26 protein-coding genes, 1 tRNA gene and 1 pseudogene are annotated in these 24,394 nt (G+C 27.9%); 11 read left to right on the top strand and 17 right to left on the bottom strand.

Translation table 11 applies throughout. The features are described 5' to 3' along the window. Positions 1–71 precede the first annotated feature (71 nt). Complete coding sequence (locus CDLVIII_RS10710) at positions 72–1,007, bottom strand: NAD-dependent epimerase/dehydratase family protein (RefSeq protein ID WP_009169468.1); 936 nt, start codon at positions 1,005–1,007, stop codon at positions 72–74. A gap of 473 nt (positions 1,008–1,480) precedes the next feature. Further along, the gene (locus CDLVIII_RS10705; RefSeq protein ID WP_009169467.1) at positions 1,481–1,852 is read right to left on the bottom strand and encodes a pyridoxamine 5'-phosphate oxidase family protein; all 372 of its coding nucleotides are present in this window, start codon (positions 1,850–1,852) and stop codon (positions 1,481–1,483) included. A 171-nt stretch (positions 1,853–2,023) separates the two neighbouring features. Here CDLVIII_RS10705 and CDLVIII_RS10700 point away from each other — a divergent pair, with 171 nt between their 5' ends. Continuing rightward, positions 2,024–3,478: a PLP-dependent aminotransferase family protein gene (locus CDLVIII_RS10700; RefSeq protein WP_009169466.1), complete on the top strand. Its 1,455-nt coding sequence runs from the start codon at positions 2,024–2,026 to the stop codon at positions 3,476–3,478. Positions 3,479–3,610: 132 nt separating this feature from the next. After that, positions 3,611–3,685: transfer RNA gene (locus tag CDLVIII_RS10695), tRNA-Glu, on the top strand. 470 nt (positions 3,686–4,155) lie between these two features. Here CDLVIII_RS10695 and CDLVIII_RS10690 read toward each other — a convergent pair. Both CDLVIII_RS10690 and CDLVIII_RS10685 read right to left on the bottom strand, forming a co-directional pair. Beyond that, on the bottom strand, positions 4,156–5,346 hold the full coding sequence (locus CDLVIII_RS10690) for a teicoplanin resistance protein VanZ (RefSeq protein ID WP_009169465.1): 1,191 nt from the start codon (positions 5,344–5,346) through the stop codon (positions 4,156–4,158). A 326-nt stretch (positions 5,347–5,672) separates the two neighbouring features. After that, complete coding sequence (locus CDLVIII_RS10685; RefSeq protein WP_009169464.1) at positions 5,673–6,566, bottom strand: N-acetylmuramoyl-L-alanine amidase; 894 nt, start codon at positions 6,564–6,566, stop codon at positions 5,673–5,675. 110 nt (positions 6,567–6,676) lie between these two features. On the opposite strand from CDLVIII_RS10685, the gene CDLVIII_RS10680 reads away from it, so the two are divergent. Next, positions 6,677–7,249, top strand: a complete 573-nt coding sequence (locus CDLVIII_RS10680) for a sigma-70 family RNA polymerase sigma factor (protein ID WP_009169463.1) — start codon at positions 6,677–6,679, stop codon at positions 7,247–7,249. 71 nt (positions 7,250–7,320) lie between these two features. Here the strand turns inward: CDLVIII_RS10680 and CDLVIII_RS10675 are convergent, their stop codons facing one another. Further along, positions 7,321–7,521 carry a hypothetical protein gene (locus CDLVIII_RS10675; protein ID WP_242835885.1) on the bottom strand — a complete coding sequence of 67 codons (201 nt, stop codon included), beginning with the start codon at positions 7,519–7,521 and terminating at the stop codon, positions 7,321–7,323. A gap of 425 nt (positions 7,522–7,946) precedes the next feature. Here CDLVIII_RS10675 and CDLVIII_RS10670 point away from each other — a divergent pair, with 425 nt between their 5' ends. Both CDLVIII_RS10670 and CDLVIII_RS10665 read left to right on the top strand, forming a co-directional pair. After that, complete coding sequence (locus CDLVIII_RS10670) at positions 7,947–8,486, top strand: hypothetical protein (RefSeq protein ID WP_009169462.1); 540 nt, start codon at positions 7,947–7,949, stop codon at positions 8,484–8,486. 101 nt (positions 8,487–8,587) lie between these two features. Continuing rightward, on the top strand, positions 8,588–8,788 hold the full coding sequence (locus CDLVIII_RS10665; RefSeq protein WP_009169461.1) for a YvrJ family protein: 201 nt from the start codon (positions 8,588–8,590) through the stop codon (positions 8,786–8,788). A gap of 140 nt (positions 8,789–8,928) precedes the next feature. Here CDLVIII_RS10665 and CDLVIII_RS10660 read toward each other — a convergent pair whose 3' ends face one another. The 3 genes and pseudogenes from CDLVIII_RS10660 to CDLVIII_RS31945 all read right to left on the bottom strand — a co-directional run. After that, positions 8,929–9,681, bottom strand: a complete 753-nt coding sequence (locus tag CDLVIII_RS10660; RefSeq protein WP_009169460.1) for a hypothetical protein — start codon at positions 9,679–9,681, stop codon at positions 8,929–8,931. Positions 9,682–9,744: 63 nt separating this feature from the next. After that, positions 9,745–10,560: an MBL fold metallo-hydrolase gene (locus CDLVIII_RS10655; protein WP_009169459.1), complete on the bottom strand. Its 816-nt coding sequence runs from the start codon at positions 10,558–10,560 to the stop codon at positions 9,745–9,747. Positions 10,561–11,361: 801 nt separating this feature from the next. Next, positions 11,362–11,810: pseudogene (locus tag CDLVIII_RS31945) on the bottom strand (hypothetical protein); the annotation flags it as partial. Here CDLVIII_RS31945 and CDLVIII_RS10645 point away from each other — a divergent pair. Further along, positions 11,769–12,005 carry a DUF2922 domain-containing protein gene (locus CDLVIII_RS10645; protein WP_050816252.1) on the top strand — a complete coding sequence of 79 codons (237 nt, stop codon included), beginning with the start codon at positions 11,769–11,771 and terminating at the stop codon, positions 12,003–12,005. The pseudogene CDLVIII_RS31945 and the gene CDLVIII_RS10645 overlap by 42 nt on opposite strands. A gap of 246 nt (positions 12,006–12,251) precedes the next feature. Here CDLVIII_RS10645 and CDLVIII_RS31940 read toward each other — a convergent pair whose 3' ends face one another. Together CDLVIII_RS31940 and CDLVIII_RS29830 are read right to left on the bottom strand one after the other, a co-directional pair. Then, positions 12,252–12,401, bottom strand: a complete 150-nt coding sequence (locus tag CDLVIII_RS31940; protein ID WP_242835883.1) for a hypothetical protein — start codon at positions 12,399–12,401, stop codon at positions 12,252–12,254. A gap of 82 nt (positions 12,402–12,483) precedes the next feature. Continuing rightward, complete coding sequence (locus CDLVIII_RS29830) at positions 12,484–12,654, bottom strand: type II toxin-antitoxin system HicA family toxin (RefSeq protein ID WP_009169458.1); 171 nt, start codon at positions 12,652–12,654, stop codon at positions 12,484–12,486. 331 nt (positions 12,655–12,985) lie between these two features. Here CDLVIII_RS29830 and CDLVIII_RS10635 point away from each other — a divergent pair, with 331 nt between their 5' ends. After that, positions 12,986–14,140 carry a DEAD/DEAH box helicase gene (locus tag CDLVIII_RS10635; RefSeq protein ID WP_009169457.1) on the top strand — a complete coding sequence of 385 codons (1,155 nt, stop codon included), beginning with the start codon at positions 12,986–12,988 and terminating at the stop codon, positions 14,138–14,140. A gap of 212 nt (positions 14,141–14,352) precedes the next feature. On the opposite strand, the gene CDLVIII_RS10630 is transcribed toward CDLVIII_RS10635, so the two are convergent. Further along, positions 14,353–15,093, bottom strand: a complete 741-nt coding sequence (locus tag CDLVIII_RS10630) for an RloB family protein (RefSeq protein WP_009169456.1) — start codon at positions 15,091–15,093, stop codon at positions 14,353–14,355. Beyond that, entirely contained in the window at positions 15,084–16,346 is a 1,263-nt protein-coding gene (locus tag CDLVIII_RS10625) for an ATP-binding protein (RefSeq protein WP_009169455.1), read from the bottom strand. The genes CDLVIII_RS10630 and CDLVIII_RS10625 overlap by 10 nt, the downstream gene beginning before the upstream one ends. 370 nt (positions 16,347–16,716) lie before the next feature. On the opposite strand from CDLVIII_RS10625, the gene CDLVIII_RS10620 reads away from it, so the two are divergent. After that, a complete protein-coding gene (locus CDLVIII_RS10620; protein ID WP_009169454.1) occupies positions 16,717–17,721 on the top strand; it encodes a hypothetical protein in 1,005 nt (334 codons plus the stop codon). Continuing rightward, positions 17,711–18,694 (top strand): S-4TM family putative pore-forming effector, encoded by a 984-nt coding sequence (locus CDLVIII_RS10615; RefSeq protein WP_009169453.1) that lies wholly within the window; start codon positions 17,711–17,713, stop codon positions 18,692–18,694. Before CDLVIII_RS10620 ends, CDLVIII_RS10615 begins: the two co-directional genes overlap by 11 nt. Before the next feature lie 1,857 nt (positions 18,695–20,551). Here the strand turns inward: CDLVIII_RS10615 and CDLVIII_RS10610 are convergent. The 4 genes from CDLVIII_RS10610 to CDLVIII_RS31210 all read right to left on the bottom strand — a co-directional run bounded on the left by CDLVIII_RS10610 (position 20,552) and on the right by CDLVIII_RS31210 (position 21,908). Beyond that, on the bottom strand, positions 20,552–20,761 hold the full coding sequence (locus CDLVIII_RS10610; protein WP_144005368.1) for a hypothetical protein: 210 nt from the start codon (positions 20,759–20,761) through the stop codon (positions 20,552–20,554). Next, a complete protein-coding gene (locus CDLVIII_RS10605) occupies positions 20,761–21,042 on the bottom strand; it encodes an ATP-binding protein (protein ID WP_035301729.1) in 282 nt (93 codons plus the stop codon). The genes CDLVIII_RS10610 and CDLVIII_RS10605 overlap by 1 nt, the downstream gene beginning before the upstream one ends. A 189-nt stretch (positions 21,043–21,231) precedes the next feature. Next, positions 21,232–21,618, bottom strand: a complete 387-nt coding sequence (locus CDLVIII_RS10600) for a hypothetical protein (RefSeq protein ID WP_009169452.1) — start codon at positions 21,616–21,618, stop codon at positions 21,232–21,234. Between the two features lie 125 nt (positions 21,619–21,743). Further along, entirely contained in the window at positions 21,744–21,908 is a 165-nt protein-coding gene (locus CDLVIII_RS31210) for a hypothetical protein (RefSeq protein ID WP_009169451.1), read from the bottom strand. Between the two features lie 160 nt (positions 21,909–22,068). Here CDLVIII_RS31210 and CDLVIII_RS31205 point away from each other — a divergent pair, with 160 nt between their 5' ends. Together CDLVIII_RS31205 and CDLVIII_RS31200 are read left to right on the top strand one after the other, a co-directional pair. Beyond that, positions 22,069–22,242, top strand: a complete 174-nt coding sequence (locus tag CDLVIII_RS31205; protein ID WP_009169450.1) for a hypothetical protein — start codon at positions 22,069–22,071, stop codon at positions 22,240–22,242. 57 nt (positions 22,243–22,299) lie between these two features. Beyond that, on the top strand, positions 22,300–22,476 hold the full coding sequence (locus CDLVIII_RS31200) for a hypothetical protein (RefSeq protein ID WP_009169449.1): 177 nt from the start codon (positions 22,300–22,302) through the stop codon (positions 22,474–22,476). Between the two features lie 801 nt (positions 22,477–23,277). Here the strand turns inward: CDLVIII_RS31200 and CDLVIII_RS10595 are convergent. Continuing rightward, positions 23,278–24,378 (bottom strand): leucine-rich repeat protein, encoded by a 1,101-nt coding sequence (locus CDLVIII_RS10595; protein WP_009169448.1) that lies wholly within the window; start codon positions 24,376–24,378, stop codon positions 23,278–23,280. Positions 24,379–24,394 lie beyond the last annotated feature (16 nt).

Here is a 24,394-nt window from a genome sequence, read left to right as displayed (position 1 = left end):
ATTCAATTTGCTAACATATTAGAATGGTTATTTTATTTCATGTGCCTAATATTTATAATTTATATAACTTTCTAACATTGAACCATTTCATTTATCTTATCCATTTTAGCATCTGCTAAATTGTGCTTATTACTGCTGTACCACTTATAAGTTTTTCTTAATCCCTCTTCCAATGAGATAGTTGGATTGTGTAAATCATCGTTAATCAATCTTTCTGTATTTAACAAATAAGTTACATCTCTAAAAGGAAAGTACGTTCTAGTATTTACTTTAATTTTCTGAGTATCTATTTTCTTTATTATTGGATCTATCTTTAAAACTTTACCACACATTAATATTAATTCTTCAAAAGAAACAATATCTGAATTCGTAACATTATAAATCCTGCAGATTTTTTCATTAAACATCACACTCTCAAAAACCTTAACCAAATCTTCAATATGTATAAATTGAGTTACAGTATTATTTCCATAAGGCATTGGGATAACCTTGCTTTCTTTAATTCTATCAAAAAAGTATGCTTCTCTATATAAATTATTATTTTCCCCATATATATAAGTTGGTCTAAATATAATATATGGAATTTTACTAGTTACTATAAAATCCTCTGCCTCTTTCTTATCAGTACCATAATTTCCCCAATTAGGATTATCTCCTCTTTCAAAAGATTCATTAGCAAAATCATTAGTTTCTGTATATACTGCTCCTGAAGAGCAGAAAATATATTTTTTCAAACTGCTTCTATCAATTGAAGCTAGTAAAATCTCTACATCCTCTTTTTTATATGCAGATATATCAAAAATAAATTCATATTGTCTCCCATTTAATACTTTTTGCAATTCATTTTTAGACTTTCTATCACAAATTAAATGATTTTTATATCCACCATAATCTATTGTTTTTAATCCTCTGGTTAGTATATCTACATCATACCCCTGATCAATAAGATATTTCGCTAGGCATCTGCTTACAAATGTGGTTCCGCCCATTATCAAAATAGATTTCATTAAATCATCTCCACAATCTTATTTCCATATAATGCATTCATATCGCCAAATAGCATATACTATTTATAAATTTCGCATCATATTGTATAACATAATTATAACCAACCTTCCAATTTAAAGCAATATTTGTAGTTATATATTATTTATTAAGTAAAAAAATAATATCCATTAAAACCAGCTGTTTCCAGTTAAATTTCAATGGATATCCCACAAAATATTAAAAAGGAGTCGTAATTTTATATGACTTTTTGGTCATACAAGAGGAGCGATGAGTATATTAATGTCAATATACACCTCTTTTAAATTACTAACTATATAATAGTTTAACAGATTTTCGCTGAAAAACAAGTGTGTTTTTTAAATATTTAGAAAATTATGATTTGTCCATTAAATACCCATGTAATATTTTATTAAGACTACAAAATATAATCATTTTGTAGTCTTAATAAAAATTCCGCTTCAATTCTAAATAACTAAATTGTTTGTTTCGCAGATACGACTGTTATTTCTAAAACTCTGCTTAAGAATGGGAATTTATCTTTCATCATTTCAAAGTCTGATCCAGACTCAACAAATTTTGCTGTTCCTTCAATCAAGAATCCTGTTCCCATATATTTGTAACCCATCACTTCTTTACTACCTAAGGTAACTTTAACTCTGTTATTTCCTTCTACATTTTTTTGTGTTCTTCTCATTCCTGCTGCTGGTATTAATAATCTACCATCTTCAGTTACATTAAGATATGAATGCCAAGTATTAACTACGTGAGCCTCTTCCTTGTTCCAAGATACAATTGCTACTACCCCTTCATGTGAAATAACTTCAAGTAATTTTTCGTTTATCATTTATATTCCTCCTCATATAATTCTACAAATTTATTTGTTTATCATTATAAAAAGTCCATTTCTAATAGTATTGACTTTCTACTAAGGTAATTATACAATCAAACTGTCTTTATAAAAAGTGCCAGTTTGTATTATTTTATAGGATACAGTTTACGAGGAGGTTTTTTACAAATGATTGTATTAGATATAAATTTAGAAGCCCCATTATATTTACAAATTTACAAGCAGTTAAAAGAACAAATAATTTCTGGTGAAATTTCAGAAGGACAAAAACTCCCTTCAACAAGAAAGTTATCAACTTCATTAAATGTTAGTAGAAATACCGTAGAAAATGCTTATATGCAGCTTTCCTCAGAGGGATATATAAAAAGTAAAGCTGGAAGCGGATTTATTGCTCAAAAATTAGACACTCCTACAATATTAAAGCAAGAAAAAATAGATATTAGAACATCTGATTTTTCTAAATCCAATATAATTGACAATAACATTAACCTTAGCGATTATAATCCTTACTCTGGTGACGGGTACGACTATAAATATAATTTTGAATATGGGAAATTAAGTTCTGAGGATTTTCCTTTGCGTATATGGAAGAGAGTTTCAAATAAATGCTTATCAACAGTAAATTCTGAAGATATGACATCATATAGTTCAAGCACAGGAGAAATTGACCTACAAAAAGAAATAATGAATTATTTAAAAGCCTCAAGAGGTGTCTCCTGTACTCCATCACAAATAATTATTTCATCAGGTTCAGAATATTGCCTTAGTCTATTATCCCAGCTTTTCAGAGGATCTTTTGATGAGATAGCTGTAGAAGACCCTGGCTATAGTGGTGCAAAAGACATTTTTATTAATAATGGTTACAAAGCTATTCCTATTAGTTTAGAGGATGACGGGATTAATGTTAATGAATTAGAGACTACGAAAGCAAGGATAGTCTACACAACACCATCTCATCAGTTTCCTACAGGGGTAGTAATACCAATTGCTAAAAGATTAAAACTGCTAGATTGGGCAAAGCGAAAAAATGGGATTATTATTGAAGATGATTATGATAGCGAGTTCAGATATAATTCCAAACCTATACCTTCAATGCAAAGTATTGACTCAAATGACTCCGTTATATATATAGGTACTTTTTCAAAATGCTTCTCTCCTAGTTTACGCATGAATTATATGGTTTTGCCTAAGCAATGGTTAGAAAGATATTATCGTCATTTTAAAATGTATCAAACTCCAGTGCCATTGATTCATCAAAAAATAATGCAGCAATTTATGCATCTGGGTCACTTTGAGAGACATTTACATAAAATATATCTTATAAATAAAAGAAAACATGATATTCTAATTCAAACAATTCAAAACTTAATGGGCCATAATGTTTCTATTTATGTTAAAAATGCTGGTTTACATATATTATTACAAGTGAATAATGGATTGACTGAAGAAGAGTTAATTAATAAAGCTAAAGATCATGGTGTTAAGGTATATCCTGTTTCTTTTTTCTGGATAAAAAAAGAGAATTATTCTAATAATATGGTTCTTCTTGGATTTGGTGGAATGCTCGAAAATGATATTATTGAAGGTATAAAACTTCTAAACAAAGCGTGGTTTACCAGCTAATAATGACATATTTAATGGCTTTTAAGCGTACTGGACCCCTCTAAAAATATGTATTATTGCAAAGAGAAAAATTTTATTCATAAAAATTGTTGACATATTGGGTAAAGGATAGTACAATAATACATGTTGTATGGCCCATTGGTCAAGCGGTTAAGACGCCACCCTCTCACGGTGAAATCATGGGTTCGATTCCCGTATGGGTCACCATTTTAGTAAACATCAGCATTTAGACTTCTAAATTGTTGGTGTTTTTTCTATTTTCCCACACCAGTTTTAGATAGATATTGATAGTACCTATTAGATCAATTTTTAATAGTATTGTATAAAATTCATTATTTAAATTTATAATTAATTTTTTCATTTTTGAAATAAAACCTCATCAAACTAATAAAAATTTCACGTTGAGTTTCTATATAATTTACAAAAAATAAAACGCAAGAATCAATTATTTGTTCTCACTTAGTCTCGACTTATTAATTTCTCTCAATTTATTACTTTTGTGAAAAAAGTGTAATTAAATATGTTTAGATTATATATATACTTATTTTGCTTACCTTTACTCTAATTTATTTAAACTTTAAATAAACTTAGAGTAGTAGTTTCTCAAAACTGTTGCCTGATTCATTTGTTCTTTGATTCCAGAAATAAGTGATTTAACGAATTTGTAATTTTGTTATTCATGTTTCATAAGACTTCTCCATCTCCTGAACAACACTATTTAATATAAATTCCAATTTCTGAATTTTTTCCTTTTCTTCATTACTAATAAGATCATTATGTTCTATAAAATATGTTTCATCATTAATCTTTACACACGATATATAAACTTCATCATAAGCCAAGTTGAATTTTTTAGTTGATTCACTAAATCTCTTAAAATCACTAGTACTCCAATTCATTTTTTTTCTATTGGTTTTAATATCTGTAAAATACCAAAGCATCCCCCCATAGCAATATACTTTTGATATTGAAGGAATTATTGACACTATAGAAACTGCTATAAAATCAACAACTCCCATCAAGTTGCTTTGCAGCATAATCTCATTAACTTTTGTTATATCAATGTATTGATTTTTAACAACATCTGCCACAGCCTCACTTTTGGGTTCTCGTCTCAGTATCTGTTCATAAAACTCTTGATATATCTCAGTGGTTTTATATTGTTTGATAGTATCAATACTAATATATTCTTTAACAAAATCTTCCGTATACCCATATGTAATAGTATCATTTGTTCTATAATATATTTCTTCGTCCATTAAAAGAATTGGAAATGGATCAACAGCCAATCTCATTACTGCAACAACACCAATGCAGAATTTTACATTACTAATAAAACTATTTTTAAGAGACTCAATTAATTTATCTTTGTGAATCGAATTTATTCGCGAAACATAAAAATATTGATAACCCTGCTTGTGTACATATTTATTAAGTGATTTACGTTGTCTGTCAATTTCATCAAAATACTTCTTCATCTTAATTTTCATATCTGAAAATGTCCTACCATGAGTAGTTAAGTACTTTTTCATTTTTCCATCCATAGGAAAATGTCTTTCCTTTTTCCAATCATCCAATTTTTCAATTCGTTTATCATCTTCTATATCAACCAAAAAAACCATAGTCGTAGATATTTCTAATGCTTGTCTTAATGAATAATACGCACAATCAAAATAGCCCATTTCAAAAATCGAAATAGCATTTTCTATTAGCTGTACTGATTCTTCAATAAATGTATTTGCAATATTAGCATCTACCCTTCCCGTCCAATTGTTTTTAATATTCCATAAATCTTGATACATTTTGCTTTTTTCTTCAATCTTGCATGGTATAATATTCTGCTTTTCTACAATCTCTTCAAAATCCATATACACTTATCCTCATATCATTATTTTTATTATTATATAATAATATATCATATGTTTTATATAATTCAATAATATGAAAATATCAATAAGTTTCAATGTATGGCAATATTAATTATTTTCCAATATTCCTGCTGTTTGTTCCATTTTTATTATCTAGTTATCTCTTTGAGAATTTGAATTCCCGACAAATCAATACTAACATGTAAATTTACTACTTACATGTTAGTTATACATATACTTAGATATGCATTAGAAAAATCTCTTCATTAAATTACGATGTAGAATTTTTTTAATTTTATATAAATTCAAATATTTATATTAGTATATTAACTTATCCAAATGCCATTTTCACCAACTCTCCAACCATCAGGAGTAACGCAATCACAATACATCCTCCCACTTTCATCAAAGGCATAACAAGCACTATCAATCCACTTCCACAAAACCTCATCCTTACTACCACTAACCATCTTGCAATTTTCATCTAGATAATACCAGACATTATTCTTTTCATCATGATACCAGGAATCATGTAATGCATATCCATTTTCATCAAAGATATACCAATCCCCATCAATCTTCTGCCATCCATCTTTTGAAGTGTAATAGCTTTTATTTTCTAAATTGTTGCAATACCACCAGCCGATATTATTACTATTCCATCCAAATATCCATTCCTTTTCTCTAGAATCATCAGCTCCGACCAATCCACTAACAATAGCTCTTGCAATTACTTCTGGATCATATACTTCTGCATCATCACTATCCGCAAATAAACACTCAATTAATATTGCTGGCATTACAGTTTCATTAAGAACAATTAGGTTTCTTGTTTTTATGCCTCTGTTAAGCAAATTTAAAGCACTTGATAATGCATTAACTACTTCTGCATATTGATTAGCAACTTCTGATTTTCCAGTAACTAATACTTCTGGACCACTACCTCTCCCTGCGTTAATATGAATTTCAACATATAACTCAATATTTGTTGTTTTAGCTATTTCATTAGCTTCATTTGCTCTTTCATAACAATCTTCGGAGTTATAACTATTACTCTTATCAATTCTAAGTAAATTAACTCCTTGACCTTTATCTTGCAAATATTGTGCTACTAAAGCCCCTATCTGTCTAGTGCAGTTGCTTTCATCTAATCTATCAACTACTCCACATCCAACATTTCCACTTGCAGTATGACCTACTGCTATTATAAAATTACTCATTTTTTATACACCTCCATATGAGATATATGTAATTTTGTCATATATACTAGATGTAGAGGTTATTTTTATCATGCCTGCTATAGTTTATTTTATAAATTAAGGAGGTCTATATGGATTATGATTATATTGAAAGCTTAGTTCACAAATGTAAAAATGGAGATATGATATCAAAAGAAAAATTAGCTAGTGAATTTAAACCTTTAGTAATTAATATTTCAAAGAGAACTTTTATAGATGGATACGATAGAAATGATATAAAAAACGAGTGCTATCAGTCCCTTTTTAAGTGTGTTTCTTTATATAATCTGGAGAAGCATAAATTTGTTGCTTATGCTACTAATGCAATAAAGAATAATATAAATGACTTAATTAAGCATGTTAGAACTAGAAGCTCCACTAATGGTAATGATGCCTTAAGTCTTTATGCTGATGTTGAAAAAAACTTACCTTCTCAGGATATGAGCCTAGAAGATTTATTTTGTGATAAATGTGACTCTGAAGATCTAAAGCTGGCCATAAATAATTTGACTGAAGAGGAAAAAGAACTCATTGATTTTATATTCTTTAAAAATAATACTATCCAAGATCATGCGTACTATAAAAATATGTGTTACTCTACTGCCTGCCTAAAAAAGAAAGTTACTTTCAATAAAATTTATGAATATATTTCTTTAAATTATTAAAATGTCAATGCTTAAAAACCAAGGTCACATAAACCTTGGTTTTTCTTTGCAATATATCTAATTTATATTTTTTACTCAAAGGAAAAGTTATTTATAACTTCTGTAGTCTTATCAATATAATCCTCAGCTACTTTATCAATTCCATCACAAATATATTTGAGAGAACATCCTTCGCATTTATTTAATATTCCATCGTTTATTAATGAACAGGATATTTCATCATTAAAAGTTGAAGTCCTAATGGCAAGAGCAATCTGCTTCTTGTCAAACACTTCTTTATCTTCTGAATTAATTTGAAGTGAGAATCCAAATCTTGCATTTGGTTCTTCGAACTTCCCCAGCGAGTGAATACGAGTTGGGTTTCATTTTTTATCTTTCATCATAGACATACACACTCCAATAATAATAATTTATTTGTAGCCTCAAAAAAATTTATCCGATGCTATTATGGATATATGTTTTAGACTCTAAAATAACATTAAAAATCAATAATATTTTTATATTAAAATCTTCTCAAGCCGCATTTTATAAGCATATTCTGAAGAATATTTATGGTGATATGGCTTAGAATATATATTCTTATATGGCAATATTCTTCAGAATAAATATGGTACAGAATATTTATGGTAAACCATATTAGAATACGTGCCATTTTTGCATATATCCTAAGTAAAAATACTAGTAAAGGGGAACTCGCATGCCTAGAAGAAAACAAGTTCAACCACCTAAAAATGATTTTGCTCCAGATGAAAATGAAGAAATAATAGGCTTTACCTCAGGACCAATTGCAGTTGGTAACTGTATATCATCTTTTTCTTTTGATGATGAAGCTGATGATATTAATGTAATTGATGCTGCTAAAAACTCTTCTGTCCTGAATAATACTTCTACCTTCTCTTCATCTGATACAAATAAAAGATCTATCTCTATAGCTGAAACTCAAATACCTAAGAATAATATTACACCTAAAAATTTAACTAAAACTTTTGATATATCTAATGATAAAATCATTTCAGATAACAGAAAGACTCCAGTTGCAAATGGCATGGCACCACCTATTAATGGTGAGTACCTTGATACCAAAAGAACCTACATGCTTAGGGCTTCTACTGTTAGAAAAATTAATGAATTAAAAAGCATACATCCTGATTTAAATACTTATGTAAGCACAATAGTTGATCTAGCTATAGCTAACTATTACAATTACATAGTTAATAAAGGAGGCTCTCAGCAATAACACTATAAAATCTTTATCTATAAATATTATTTAATCATTTATCTTCCCTTATTGTGACTTATTAATTTTCATCATATACCCTATATAGGAGGTGAGAGATTATGGATTTGAATGAATTAGTTAATTCAATAGTTAATAATGGTTTTGCAGTAGCTGTTGCGGCATATTTGTTAATCCGGTTAGAAAAACAAATTGACAACCTATCAACATCAATAAATAAATTAAATACCATAATATCTGCAAAACTTGGAGTAGCTATTGATACAGATAGTTCAGATGATGATTCTCATAAGGTTGCTTGAGAAAATGACGATAAACATTATTTTTTCAATGTTTATCGCCTTTAAATTTATTTCTGTTTTTAATTTAGTTACTTAAATTCTTAATATATTAAATATTAAAATTGAGTAGACAAATTGGAATTTGCAGGAATCTTGCTTCTTTAAAAAAGCTGCCACTCATTAAAGTAATTCCACAATTCTTCAGCATAGTTTGATTTTGCAATACATTTCGCCCTTTGTTCAATTTTATCTAGCACTTTTTCTATAAAGTACTCACTTCTCTCTTCGTTGTAATTGCTATACAAATCAACTTTTAACTTCTGGTCTAGATAGCTATTTTTAAGGAAATGTTTATCAGTGAAATCATTCCAATCTTTAAAGCAACTGAAATACTTACTGTACTTCATGTCAGATTCATCAAACCTAACTTCTGAATGCACCATTTCTAAAAAGCGATCCATATAATCACCAATTGGATTAATCGCTTTATTTAACGTTCCTTTTGTCGTTCGCCCAATTTCCATTGGAAGAAGCCAGAAATTCGCCAAGCAATGATATTTACTATGATAATTCCGTAAATATTCCGGCCATTCTTCCTTAGCCGTTCTTTGTACACGAGATTTTCCTGCTCCAGGAGTGATATTCGCAATGGTATTAAAGCTGTTCATTGTATCGCCAGCATATTCATTATTGCACAAAGAACCATTATGTTCTAAGAGTGGCTTGGAATTTAAAATATCTTTATATACAATCTCATAAAAGCCTATCGCAAAGTCAGACATATCCTCATCAGGCGTTGAACGATATTTTTGACCTGTCTTTATTTTATTATCTTCACGTGAAATTTTATCGTGTTTCTTATCACAATAAATTGGCATCAATAATACCTCATGTATTTGATCTTCTTTTTCCATAATAATTCTTCCTTTTCTATCCACTTGTTCGATAAATTACAATTTGTTGATTTCGGGTTATGCTCATAATTTTTCCAATATATCATAACTCAATGTACGAAATACTTGACAATACTTTTGAAATCCCTCCTGCCCAATAATATAAATATTAGGCATATAGTCCATTCTGGCTTTTGAATACATAATGCGTTCCAAGCCGTTATCTACAGCTGTATGATTACTTAAAGCTACATCTACTTTTTTATCCATTGCTTCACTGATAAAGTAATCCAATGACTTAAGATATTGTTTCACTTCATTTTTTGTCCATGGTGGTGTCGTACCTCCCCATAATGCTGCCATATGGATTTCTCCATCTTCTTTTACAGGAAATATGTAACTTAATCCTCCCGGAGTATGGCCAGGGGTACCGTAAACATATATTTTTTTATCTCCCAATGTTATGGTGTCTCCATCTTGAACATAAACATCAATTTTATAATCTTTCCACGTTTCTGGTCTACTAGGCTTCGTTGGATGCTCAGCCCAGAAAATATCATCTACTTTAGAAATATATGTGTAAGCATGATATTTTTCAACAAGCCATCTCCCACATCCTGTATGATCAACATGTCCATGAGTTAAAACCAGTTTTTTTATTGTATCTGGATTCCATCCCACGTCTTTAATGGCGTCTACTATTGCCTCAAAAGCTTCTTTTGCCGGCCAAATAGCATCTATCACTATAAGTCCCTCAGTTGTCTTTAATACAAAACAATTTGTTTGCTTTTGTGCAACAATTAGCAAATCGTCAAAAATCTTAGCATGAGTAAAAAATGACATATCCTCCATTGCTTTTATTGTTTCTTCTGTAATAACTGGTTTATTTAATCTATTCATTTAATATACACTCCTCTGTACAATATTAATTTCATAGCTGCACAGAGGATAATACATTCTTTGGATGCATACGTAAAAATGTCTTCATAACTTCACCTTCTCTATAAATTACTACTCTTCTATGTATTAGACAAATAATCTTTACTATATATATTATATCAATATTTACAATTTCTTAATATGTATCGCAGACTTTATTTTACATTTAATGTTTTCTGCTGCCACTTAACTCTAAATTTGCTTCTAAACTCCAAGTCCAGAAAGAAACAATACGCAAAACTTCAAAGCCTCGCCTTTAAGTCAAAAGTATGGAATAATCAAGCTTATTAAATAGACTTAAAGTATTTAGATAAGTATGTTGAAATCATTTATAACATGCATGAGATTTTTATCCTTAAAGCTTGTCTATTCCTTTGATTTTAACTCACTTCGGTCAAACAAAGGATGAAAAGTACAAGCTGAAAAATAAAAAGATATTAATTACTTTAAGCTGAATAAAATATATGCGAATCCAAAAACCTTCGTTTAGAAGTTCTATATCTCGTACATTGTCTATTGCTTAAAGTATATTAATATCTTCCTTTTTATAATTTTATTTAATTTGTTTTAATAATTAGTTTTTATAGCTATTCTTATTATCCGAATTTCTTTCATAGATAGACCAACCACTTCACTAATCAATTGATCACTTATATCACGTTTATGACTCTTTTAGATGTCTCTATTGCATTTTCCAGTTTACCATCTTTGAAATCTTCTTCAAATAAACTCTTACCTAATTCAATCATAATCTCTATGTCCTTAATTGCTATATTTTAGAGCTTTTCTTATTGCCTCAATTTCTTCATTTGATAACCCAGTCAAATCACTTATTATGCTATTATCCATTCCTTTTTTGATAGCATTTTTTACAATCTCAATAGTCTTTTTATTTTCTCCTTCAACTATTCCTTTTTCAATTCCCTTTTCCATGCCTTCTTCAATTAAGCTTCTACCTAGTTCAGTCATTTTTATCTCCTCCCTTAAGTGAGAATCAAAATCTATGATTTTGTGCTTTGAACTTATCCAGCGAGTGCATACGAGTCGGATTTCCTTTGCTTATCTTTACCTTCTAAAAATTTACTTGCAAAAGCATATAGGATTGACTCTATGTCATATCTGTAATCTTTATCTATATCTTTAACCACTCTAATTGCATTTATTATCTTATCACTTTTACTAAGCTTCCCACCCATTATTGGTGTAAATGTTTTTTAACTAGCGCCGGTGAAAAGACAACTTTAAGCATTTCTGCTGTTAAGCCTACTATTACTAAAGATGAAGTTACTGCTCTAATGGAAACTATAATCGCTAAAAACATCTTCAAAACTAATTCTGGAGATTTAATTAAAAAATCTGCCTCTCAATTAACTGAAAGACAAGTTACTAAGTTTGATGTGGCTTAGTTTTATGTAAAAAAATAGAAGCTTGCTTATAAGCTTCTATTTTTTTATATTAATAAATTATTTTTCTTCTTCATATTCAATAACTTCTCTTATTCCTTGAATTTTCTCTATTGTTAATCCAGTTATAGAGCTTATCATTTTATTATCAAGGCCATTTTTTATTGAATTTCTAACTATTTCTATAACTTTTTTGCTTTCTCATCTTTCCATTAATCTTTTACCTAATTCAGTCATACTAAGCTCCTCCTATACTTTTTCTAAATCTCTGCCTTCTAAAAACTTATTTGCAAAGGCATATAAAATTGTTTCAATATCGTACTTATATTCCGTATCTACGTTCCTAACTATTTTAATTGCATTTAATATTCTATCTGCCTTACCTGATTTTCCACCCATTATAGCCTAATAATTAATATATTTAAACTTGTTCTTCTTTTAATTTATTTTATTCACAAATGTTATTAGCTTAAGTTTTTCACTAATTTACTTTATTAATCTGAATTTGTTTTTGTATTTGAATCATTAATCCATATTTTAATTCATGAGCTGGAATTGGAACTATTTTATTAGTCTTTTTATGCTGCATAATAATATGATCTCCGCTTTGTCTAACTTGCTTGTAGTCATGTTTTTCTGCTAATTCAATCATATCTTTATAATTAAAAATCTTTAAATAATCTGTTTTTTGTTTTTATTAAGTTGTTCTATTAGATTGTGTTCTTCTTCAATTTCCTTATTTAATTTCTTTTCAGCTATTTCAAATATAACAAGAAAATACTGGTATTAGCGTATAATAAACTATTAAAAAAATTAACTATATCTTACTATTTCTTTAGTGTTTTCTTACCTTTCATATAAACAAGCACATCTATGAATTCTACAATATTCTTATCACTTCTACGAATATATATACCTCTTACTATATTTCCTTACAACTACTTCATAAATTATAGGTTAAGGTTAATATAATCGATAAGAGGTTGTCTGGAATACCTATCGATGCAGTATTTAATGGTAAATTATACGATTATCAGCATACTGCTGTAGAGGCTATTTTAAAACATGATAATGGTATTCTTTGGGCTTCTACTGCTTTTGGAAAAACAATTGTTGCTGCTAATATCATTTCTGCTAGAAATGTAAGCACATTGATAATTGTTAATAGCATTCAATTAATTGAACAATGGGAAGAAAAATTAAAAATTTTCTTAAAAATAGATAAAGATAACATTGGTAGATTAGGCGGTGGAAAGAAAAAGGTAAGTAATATAATTGATATAGCTACTATGCAGACTTTAAATAAAATTGATAATCTTGATAACATATTAAATAATTATGGTCAAATTATTATAGATGAATGCCACCATATAGCTGCCTTTACTCTTGAAAAAATTATGAAAGCTGCAAAATCTAAATATGTTTTAGGATTGACGGCTACTCCTAACAGAAAAGATAAATACGATAAAATTATAACAATGCAGTGTGGTCCAATAGTACATAAAGCTGTTAGCAAAATTATAAATGAGAAAAAAGTTGCACATATGCTTATTCCAAGAATTAATGAAATGCAATCTGATAAAGATTTATCTAAATTAAAATTAACAGAATTATATAATGAAATTATTAATGATAAATCCAGAAATCAATTAATTATAAATGATATTATTAAAGTATTTGAACTTGGCTCTACTCCTCTTATTCTAACTGAAAGAATTGAGCACCTTAATATTTTATCAAACATGCTTAGTGAACATATTGATAAAATTATAATATTAAAAGGAGGAATGAAAACTAAGCAAAGAAAATCAGCTCTAGATATGATAAAATCTTTTTCCAAAGATGAAAGATTTATACTAATTGCAACTGGTAAACTTATTGGTGAAGGTTTTGATGAATCACGTTTAGATACTCTATTTCTAACAATGCCAATCTCCTGGAAAGGTGTACTTGAGCAATATGCAGGAAGATTGCAAAGAATGTATGAAGGCAAAAATATAGTGAAAATATATGATTATATAGATAATAATGTTCCCATTCTAGTAAAAATGTATAATAAAAGACTTAAGGGCTATAAAAATCTTGATTATAATATAAATGAAAATACTGGAGTTCAATATGAATTTGATTATGTATAAAGCTATTAATATACTTTTACATATAAAGTTTTTAATAATTGATTTTTCTAGTTTCAATTATTATATTCTCATATAATAATTGATCACCTAAGCTTATTTGTCCTGGGTGATCCTTATTATCTAACCATTTAGATGCTGCTACTTCTAAGCTCTGCTAGTTTTCACATTGATTGCAAACTTCTATATCCTTCATAAATATATTTGATTTCTTCTTATAATTTTTCATTTAACGTCTCAATATATCCAACTAATAGATCAACATTGGTATAAGGATTGCTTTGTATTACGTCCTTAATATTATTCAGATTAATATCTAATATATTTCTTCCCAAGTCTTCATGATAATTCCTTAACTTCCCACAATTAATAAGTGCACTTGATGTTTGATCATGAATTATTGAATATATTGATTTATTCTTTTCATATTCCTTAAGCGGCGTATCCTTTTCAATTCGTTCTTTTACAGCATCATAATTTTTAAAATTAGCAGTAGTATATTTGTAATGCAACAAGTACCATATTTCAAAACATGGATTTGATAATCCAAGATTTATTTTGACCTTGCTTCTTTTCTTGTAATTTTCAACTTTTGTATAGGCTCTTTGAATTTCCTGAGTTCTACTTTCAATCGGATCAGGATTATTATAGTTTAAATCCACATCCATCAAGCACCATACTCTATCTCCATCTTCTTCATTTATATCATATTTATTATCTATATATTCAATAGCCTTATCCACTAAATTAGATGGATCAGTCTTCCTTGATTTGTTCTTTCCAGCAGAATTTTTATCAACTGGCTTAACATCTACATTTACATATTTCTGATTAAATTGTTTAAAATAATTAATTTCTGTATCCTTTCCTTCAGATACAATCAATACAAGAGGTTTAACTTTTCTTTTTCTTCTTTTTTCTCTAGAAACTTCTCCTATATTTCTTTTTATTCCCATATGTTGCCTCCACCCAAATGTGGTATTGCTCCATATTTTCCTTGTAAATATCCTTTTTCAATTGCTGCATCCTTTCTCACTCTAAAATCATCTAATGAGTATAAATCTGTACTTTTATCTTCTTTCTTTTCTGTAAACCAAATTTGATCTCTTCTAAAAATATCCTGATCAAGCAAGTTAGTATCATGAGTTGAGAAAATTAATTGTGCATTATTTTTATTGTATTCTGGGTCATGGAATAATTCCACTAAAAATTTTGTTAAATGAGAATGCAATCTTACATCTAATTCATCTACAACTAATGTGGAACCATTATCTAAAATATCTATAAAAATCCCTAGTAAGCCAAATAATTTTTGTGTACCATCTGATTCATCCTCTAAATCAAATTCTACAAGCTCATTGCTATTATTCATTTTATGAAATACACTTACACTTGTAAGCTTTTCATTATCTTTCAATATTTTTTCTTTTGCTTCTTCATTTAAAAACTTTAATAATGGTACATCTTTAGGATCAATATCAATTTCATTAATTTTTATGTCTTCAATTCCTTCGATGACCTTCTTTAAAGTATTTTTAATTCGTATATTTATAGAACTATTTTTTAAAATTTTATTAACTGTAAATCCTGCAGTGTTACTTCTAGGATCTATTATTCTTAAATTATTTCTTAACCAATGAAATGGTTCTTGAGCTTTTTCATATTCCCATACACTTAATGTTGAAATAAACAGTTTATTATCAGAATGGAATTTATCTTTTATTTGAGTTTGCCTTTCTTTATCATTCTTAAATGTATATTCATCAGTATTTTCTCTTTCAAAAATTACAGTTTGTCTTCCATTGGGATAACTATATAAATATTCATCAACAACCTTAGTTTCAGTAACTGAAAAACCATAAGCATATTTTATACCTTTAGTTTTGAAAATTATATCAAAACTACTTGGTTTATTTATATATTCTCTTTCAAGTTTAAAAGGATCTACTGGTATCTTTTTTCCCTTTTGCATATCATTAGAAGTTGCTAAAAGATACGTTATAAAATTAAAAGCTTCTAGCACATTTGTTTTTCCTGAACCATTTGCACCATATATCGCAGATGTTTTTAAAATATTAACTTCTTTTCCTAAAGCATCAACTTCCTTGATTAAATTATTCTCATGACTTTTATCTTTTGATGCTAACATACTAAAAGAAACCTTATCTTTAATTGAACGAAAATTCTCTATATCTAATTGTATTAACATAATTTATGCCTCCATCTATACTAATCTTATCTTATATTATGATCTATACTTAAAATTATATACTAGTTATTGTGATATTTCCACAAATATTAAAAATAAAATTTACTTCTCTATCATTTTACTATGGACAAATAAATTTATTGGTGATATATTCATATTATAATAAAAAGTCACTATTCAGTATTTAAACTTCAATTTGTGAGATTTTTTCTCAATAATAGCACTTAAAGCCTCAACTTTATGTTTTTTAAATTATCGCTCGCATTTCATATCACTATTAATTTCATTACATTATTTCTTATAGTTTTATTTCAATGTTACTTTCTTTGGTTTCTGTAATACTAATATATTAATTTGAGGAGGACTTATTATGGCAAAAACAGTTATATCTGCATTTAATGAATTTTTAAAGGATAAGGTGAATTTAGATTCTGATGTATCCAAAACAGCAAGAACTAGTAGAGATTGGCTAATTGATCAAATACACACTTTTACAACTAAAGATGATGAATTTCCTTCGTTTTATCCGGAAAAAGATATTTTCTTTGGCTCTTTTGCCAGGAAAACTAAAAAACGTGAATTAGATGATATAGACATTATGATTTGTTTAAATGCTCAGTGTAGTACCTACTATGAATATTCTGATCACATTGAAATCACAGTTTCAGATTCAGCTACAAATCTAAAAAAACTTTGCAACGACGATACTAATATTTTAAATTCAAAAAAAGTCATAAATAAATTTATAGCTAATTTGAAAAATATAGGCCAATATAGAAAATCTGAAATTCACCGTAACCAGCAAGCTGCTACACTAAATTTAATTTCTTACGATTGGAATTTTGATATAGTACCCTGCTTTTTTACTACCGAAGATTCTCTTGGAAAAACTTATTATATAATCCCAGATGGAAACGGTAATTGGATGAAAACAGACCCTAGGATAGATCGAAAAAAAGTATCGGATATAAATCAAAATCATAATGGAAATGTTCTTAATGTTATACGAATTATAAAGTATTGGAATAAAAGACCTACCATGCCATCAATGCAATCATATTTGTTAGAAAATATGATCCTTAACTACTATAATACAGCAGCTTCTTGTAGTGAATTTGTTGATATTGAAGTTCCCAATATTTTATCATATATCTCTAATGCTGTGTATAATCCAGTAAATGACCCAAAAGGAATTCAAGGCAACTTAAATACCCTATCATATGATGAGATAAAAAAAATAAGTGATAGAGCATCTTCTGATTATCTAAAAGCCATTGATGCAATAAATTATGAAAATAATAAAGATGATGAGTCTTCAATAAATAAATGGGCAGAAATTTTTGGAGGTGATTTTCCTGAATACGATGGAGAATAGAATTATAAATAATGAAATTATTAATAAAGAAAATTTACCAGAAAACTTAGACAAATTATATGCTCAAAGACAAATATATTCAGATGCAAAGGTTATTTTTGGTATCCAAATAGTTGTAACAGTTGTATTTACTATAGTATTATCATTAGTATCTAATTTTTTTGCTGATTTCATTACTACCTATCTAAGCTTATCAAAAGAGTTATTTAAATCAATTATCTTTATAATTAGCGCTTTAATAACCATATTAGATTTAATAGTAATAACACCTTATCTAAATAACCAAAGAATACTAGCCGCCAGTATTCAAGATTCATTTGATTGTGATGTGCTATCCATTTCAAATAATCCAATAAAAATATCAAAACCTGATGTTGAAACTATAGGCAAATATTCTCTTAAATTTATAAAAAAAAGAAATGAAAAAGATAAATCAAATATGATAAATTGGTACTATAGTACTAATTTAGACACTATAAAATTACCATTTGCATCTATCATGTGTCAAAGAACAAACTGTTGGTGGGATAATTATTTAAGACAAAGCTTTGTTAAGTTTATAATATCAATTTCAACTTTTGTATTCTTATTAGTTACAATAATAAGTCTATTCAAGGAATTATCTATTCCATCTTTTTTATTAAATGCATTTTCACCTTTTTTCTGCTTATTAACATTTACAATTAAACAATACAAGGATAATTGTAAATCCATAAACAATAGCAATAAACTTAAAACTTGTTGTGATAATATTTGGGCAGATATACTTAACAAAACTAAAAAAGAAGATGAACTTAAAGATCTATCAAGAAAATTACAAGATGAAATATTTCAGAGTAGAAGCACTAATCCACTAATATTTGATTGGTATTATAAAAGATCTAGAAATAAACAAGAATACGATACTAATTATACTCTTGAAATAATGATTAAAAATTATAATTCAAGTACTAACAAAAATCGAGTTATCTAAATCTTAGTTTAGACTTTTCTATCAAAAGTTAATATAAAATTTTTTAATGATATATAATAATTTTTCCCTTTCAATTTTATATTAAAGAGAGTCCTTTAGCCCGAAAATACTACACTAACGCCATCTAAATTTTACACCATTTTTACACCATAGTTCTATTTAGATATGTCCACTTATATTTTCTCAAAAATATGGACATTAGTATTTTCAAGGCTTATAGCCACTTATAGATATTTAAATTTTCCTTTTCATTGAATCATGGGTTCGATTCCCGTATGGGTCACCATTTTAGTAAACATCAGCATTTAGAATTCTAAATTGTTGGTGTTTTTTCTATTTTCCCACACAAGTTTGGGATAGATATTGAAAACACTATTTACTCAGAATTTAATAGTATTCTATATAATTTGTCATTTTGATTTATAATTAAATTTTTCAGCAAAATATTTTTTTATTATACTTGAACTTAAAAATACTTTTATAAAATAAAAAAGCAAGAGTAATTTATTTGATTCCTGCTTTACATTATTTATAGTGAATTATTTAATTAACGATTCGACTCCGGCCAGCGGAATCATTAATTTTAGTGAATCGTCATATTACTTGGTTTATATACCTTGTAGTATGGCTTTTTTTATGTGTTTCCCACTTCTGCAGCAAATCCTATATTTACCGAAGATTAATTCTCTAAGCCCTGTAATCATCCATTTACAGCATTTTGTAATATTCTAGTTATAAATCCATTTTATCTTAATATTTTCCTTCTGGACATTAAATAATATTAGCTATAATTGTAATCACAGCTGACATTAATTGTTAAAATATATTAATTATAACTTTATCAATAAATTTCTTATGACATGAAATTAAATATTTTTTAATTACTATTTGCATAAAGTTTATTATTATTTCTGATAAAAATAATAAATGAAGAAAACTATTAAGTAAAAAAACATTTTTCAAATCTTTTAGGCTGTTGATTTTATTTTAATGTTCTAAATAAACCATAAGCGAGTTCTGTATTGGAAATATCTTGTACCAAATCATATTTTATTTTATGATACTTTGAAACCTTGATGTTTAGGTACTTGTGAGTGCTTTTTATGTTTTACCATAACTTTCCATAACTTATTGTATTTTTTCTCTTAAGGGAAAATTGAGGCAAGTGTTTTACACATAATTTCAAGGTAATATACTAAGCATTATCCATTTTTCCCTTAAATGAGAAACTTTAATGGAAACTTCATTATAATATGATCATAAGTTAATTATTATTTTTATGCCAAAACTCTTAACTCTTCTATAATTGGTTTAGAAAAATGCCAAACGAATTACTTATATAAGGGAATGTTTAAGTTATATTATTAATTTCAAAAGTCCTGATGTTTAGTTGCTTTTAAGCATCATTATAATTTATTTTAACTTGCTGCATCTTCTCCCTTAAGGGAAGATTTATTGGAAGAATTACTTCCATATAGTTCTGAGTAAATCTATTTGGCATTCTTTAAATACTAAAACTTTTAAAGCTTAGATAAATGATAAAAAAACATTGTCCCCCTTATGTTGAATAATAACTTCAACATAAGGGGAACTAATTGTTTATATTAATTTATAAATTAATATATTTTATTATAGCCAATAAGTCACCCATTTTAATATTTATTCTCATCGGCTTTATTCAGTCGGCTCGTCGGTAATCGTCGTACTTTTATTAACGATATAACTGTTAGTTCAACAAGTATCTTGTGCTACTGCTTGCTCCTTCTTTTCTTATCTTTCCCTTTTTAATTAAACTATTAAATAAAGCAACATTCTTATCTTTACCAAAACCTAAATGATCTCTACCCTGTTGATTATTTATAGATCCATTTTTTTGATATAATCTATAATCTTAATCTCGTCTTCATTTAAACTTCTTTCATCAACCATTTTTGATGCAAAGCCATAACTATAATCATTATTTAAATAATATACTTTTCCTCTTCCATAACCATCTACTATTAATGTTTCTTTTTCAACTAAATCATGTAATATTCCAGTTATATCATATGAATGCTTATCCATCATTATATACTTTTTAATGATTCTAAGCATTCTTCTGGTAACATAGATATCATCCACAATTTCAAAGAAACTTGAATTAAATTAGTTTCCTCCTTTAATTCAGGTGTTCTCCAACTTTGTTCATTCCATGCTGCTAAAATTTTAGGGAATCCAGATCCTGCTCCCTCACCTAATCCTATTAAAGAAAACATCTTTTGAATTCTAGGATTTCTACTTTTAGAATTTCCACCTTTAAATATACTTTCTAAATCTATCTTTAAACTTCCTGGATTAGTAAATTCCAAACTATCCTTAGCTTTTATAATCTTTAAAGTTCCCTTTTTATAAGGAAACTCGACTCGTATTCACTCCCTGAGTAAGTTCGAAGAACCAAATACAAGATTTGGATTCTCACTTAAAATCAGCATGAATTATTTGATTTACAAATGCTTCCCTTATTGCTTCATTTATGGAGTATTTCTCCCCCTATGTATTTAATATGGCAATTCCTCACATGAGAGGCTTTCTAATATATTTTCATGTTCTACATCTATTTGTTTATCATATTCTTCCCTGGATTTTTCTAAAGCTTCATTTCTTTCAGCTTCATAATCCATAAAACTACCATCCTCAATTCTTGCTCTAAATGACTTCCAAAATTCATAATCATCCTCAGTAATACTAAATATTCCTTTTCTTCTTATGTTCTTGTTATAACTTAATTTCAAGCCATAAAGACTTAAAGGAGCACCATCATACTCAATAATTATCGAGCCATCCTTTAACTTGTAAGCTGTTTCAGAAAATCTAAAATCTTCATTTTCACTTAAATACCTGTACTCTGCTATTAATGTTTTTGATTCATATTTTCTCTTTTCCACTTTTATGACCTCCTTTTCTTTTTAGTTCCTCTCCTCCCATATTTTATTATGCCCACTTACAGATATTTTAGACATTATTTATGTATAAAAAAAGCACCTTTTTAGGCACTTTTACTATTTATAATTTATTCTCCAATGCATAGTTTCATATATCCTCTTATTGCCTTACTAACGTCTTTTCCATTCCTATGACAATATGCTTCAAAGTCTTCATATAACTTAATTTCACATTCCACATGAAGCTGCTTTGTGGGTGATTTTAATTTTTTAATCCTCTTAATATTTTCCATTATTATTCCACTCCTTCTCTGTGAAATAGTCTAGCCAATAATCAAAATTCTTATACTTAATCTTTTTTAAAAATATACAAATAAGTACAAGCAACTACGAATATTCGTTCGCAATTTAGGCAATAATTATAATATCAGCTTAAAAAAGGATTTTATATATATGAGATACTTTTCGTTTACTAAATGGCTTACTACTAAAGAAGTATTTAATTCATATGGCCACTATAAATCATGGCTTTCAATTTTATCAAAAGAAGATGCTAGAAAAACTGATTTATATTATCACGAGAAATACCAGTATTTTTTAGATTATGTGCAAACTGAATGGGATTAGCAGCATATTACCTGCTAGTTCCTGTTTACAAATCCATATATGAAAGGATTGAATCTAATGACATTTACAACATGGCTTATAAAAGAAAAAGGCTTTTCTTCACTGGAACAATACAATTCACTTGTAAATAAATTGCCTTACGAAAGCCGAAGAAAATTAATTCTATACTATAAGATAGAATATCAAAATTACCTTGATACAAGGCCAATACAGCTTGAAATTGAAATAAAATAATCCTAGAGCGGTCCTCTCTAGGATTATTTTATTTCTTTTAATATCTCCACAAAATGCAGAATTTACTGCCAAAATTATAGGACAAGCATATGTTGTTTTTGAGGCAAATACTTAAGATCCATAGAAAATAAATATTGTACAGTGGTGAGTTTCGAATCCCCTTTACAATATTTATTTTCTACTGGTATACTTGCTTTCCCAAAAAACATTATTTTAGATAAGCTCTATAATTAATACTGAAAATCAGACATTTCTTTATTGTAGTAAATACTAATATTTCAAAATTCTCTTTAGTAATAGAGCTTGTCTAAAATTTCCTTATTGGTATCTTTATATATCTTAAATCAGCATAGTTCCATAAAAATATAATGATCTATTATGGTGAATAGATCATTCTGAATACTAGTTATTTATTATTTAATTTAGCGGTAAATAATAAATTAACTACTTTATGTTTTTATATTACACGGCGATTATGTAAGTAATATGACATAATATAATTTTCTTTCTTATAATGAAAATCACAATAAGGTTCTCTTTTCCCTAATGTGAACTGTCGTGTAAGCACCGGACCTCCTAGTTGAACCATATCAAAATCATAGGCACACATTACCGGTATTATTTCTGATATTCCAATGTTTTTTAACAAATAACATATCACACAAGCAACAAAATATTGAGAAAAACTATTTATATCAGATCCGACCTCATAACGAAACTTTCATGTATAATAATTAGTTTTTGCCTCTTGTACTAATTTTTCCTGTGCTTCTTCAATGAACGTATTTATTTTTAAAATTATTAACTGCCGAAATTAATTTTACAGTTTGGTAATGCATTCTCCAATGCTTTCTTATCTGTATCACTTATTTTAACAGCAGTTAATTCAAGTTTCTGTAAGTTAGTTAATCCTTTTAATTTGCTTATATCACTTACATTAGTTCCAGTTAAATAAAGTTCTTTTAAATTACTTAAATTTTCAATTCCGCTTATATCTTCAATTTGTTCATCTGGCACAACAAGGGAAGTAATTTTTTCAACATCACTTTTATATAAATCTCCTGTAAGTTTATTTATTTTATATCTTACTCTTCGTTCTAATTTCTTATCTGAAAATGTTACTATCTGCTCATTACCATTTTCATTAACTTTTGTGCTTACATTATTTATATTTGCAGATGCATTTTGATTCACTGCTGATGATTGACCATTTAATATTATTTCACTTTCATTTACATCACATTTAAGTAATAATTGCTTTGTTCTTTCACTCTCTACATGAAATGTACTTTCACAAAGATGAAATGCACACCATCCTATGCTTGTTACACTACTAGGTATTGTTATATCTGTTGCACTATTACAATTCTCAAATGCACAAACTCCTATACTTGTTACACCATTAGGTATTATTATACTTGTTAAATTGACACACCCAGCAAATGCAAAATCCCCTATGCTTGTTACACCATTTGGAATTGTTATGCTTTCTAATTTACTATCCTCAAATACTTTTTCTCCTATACGTTTTACTTGAACACCATCAATTTCACTTGGTATAACTAATGAAGTAGTACTTTTATCATTGGTATATTTTACTATTGTTCTAGTTGATTTATCAAATTTAAGGTTTCCACTTGTTGTAAGTTCTGACCATACACCACTGGAATTTAGATAATACCCTTGAATCATTATATCTTTGGCCATATAGCCACTAGGATAGAAATAATACCATTTACCATCAATTTGTTTCCATCCAGTATACCAGGAATCTCCATCTGCATACCACCATCCATTACTATCTTGTCTCCATTCTGCACTTGCACCTATTGGATTTAATGCTAATACTGAAGTTGCTATTAATAAACTCCCTATTACTTTTATTAATTTCAATTTTCTCATCATTATTCCCCCTTAT

The organism is Clostridium sp. DL-VIII (assembly GCF_000230835.1).
Taxonomy (GTDB): domain Bacteria; phylum Bacillota; class Clostridia; order Clostridiales; family Clostridiaceae; genus Clostridium.
This window is presented reverse-complemented; position numbering and strand designations above follow the sequence as displayed.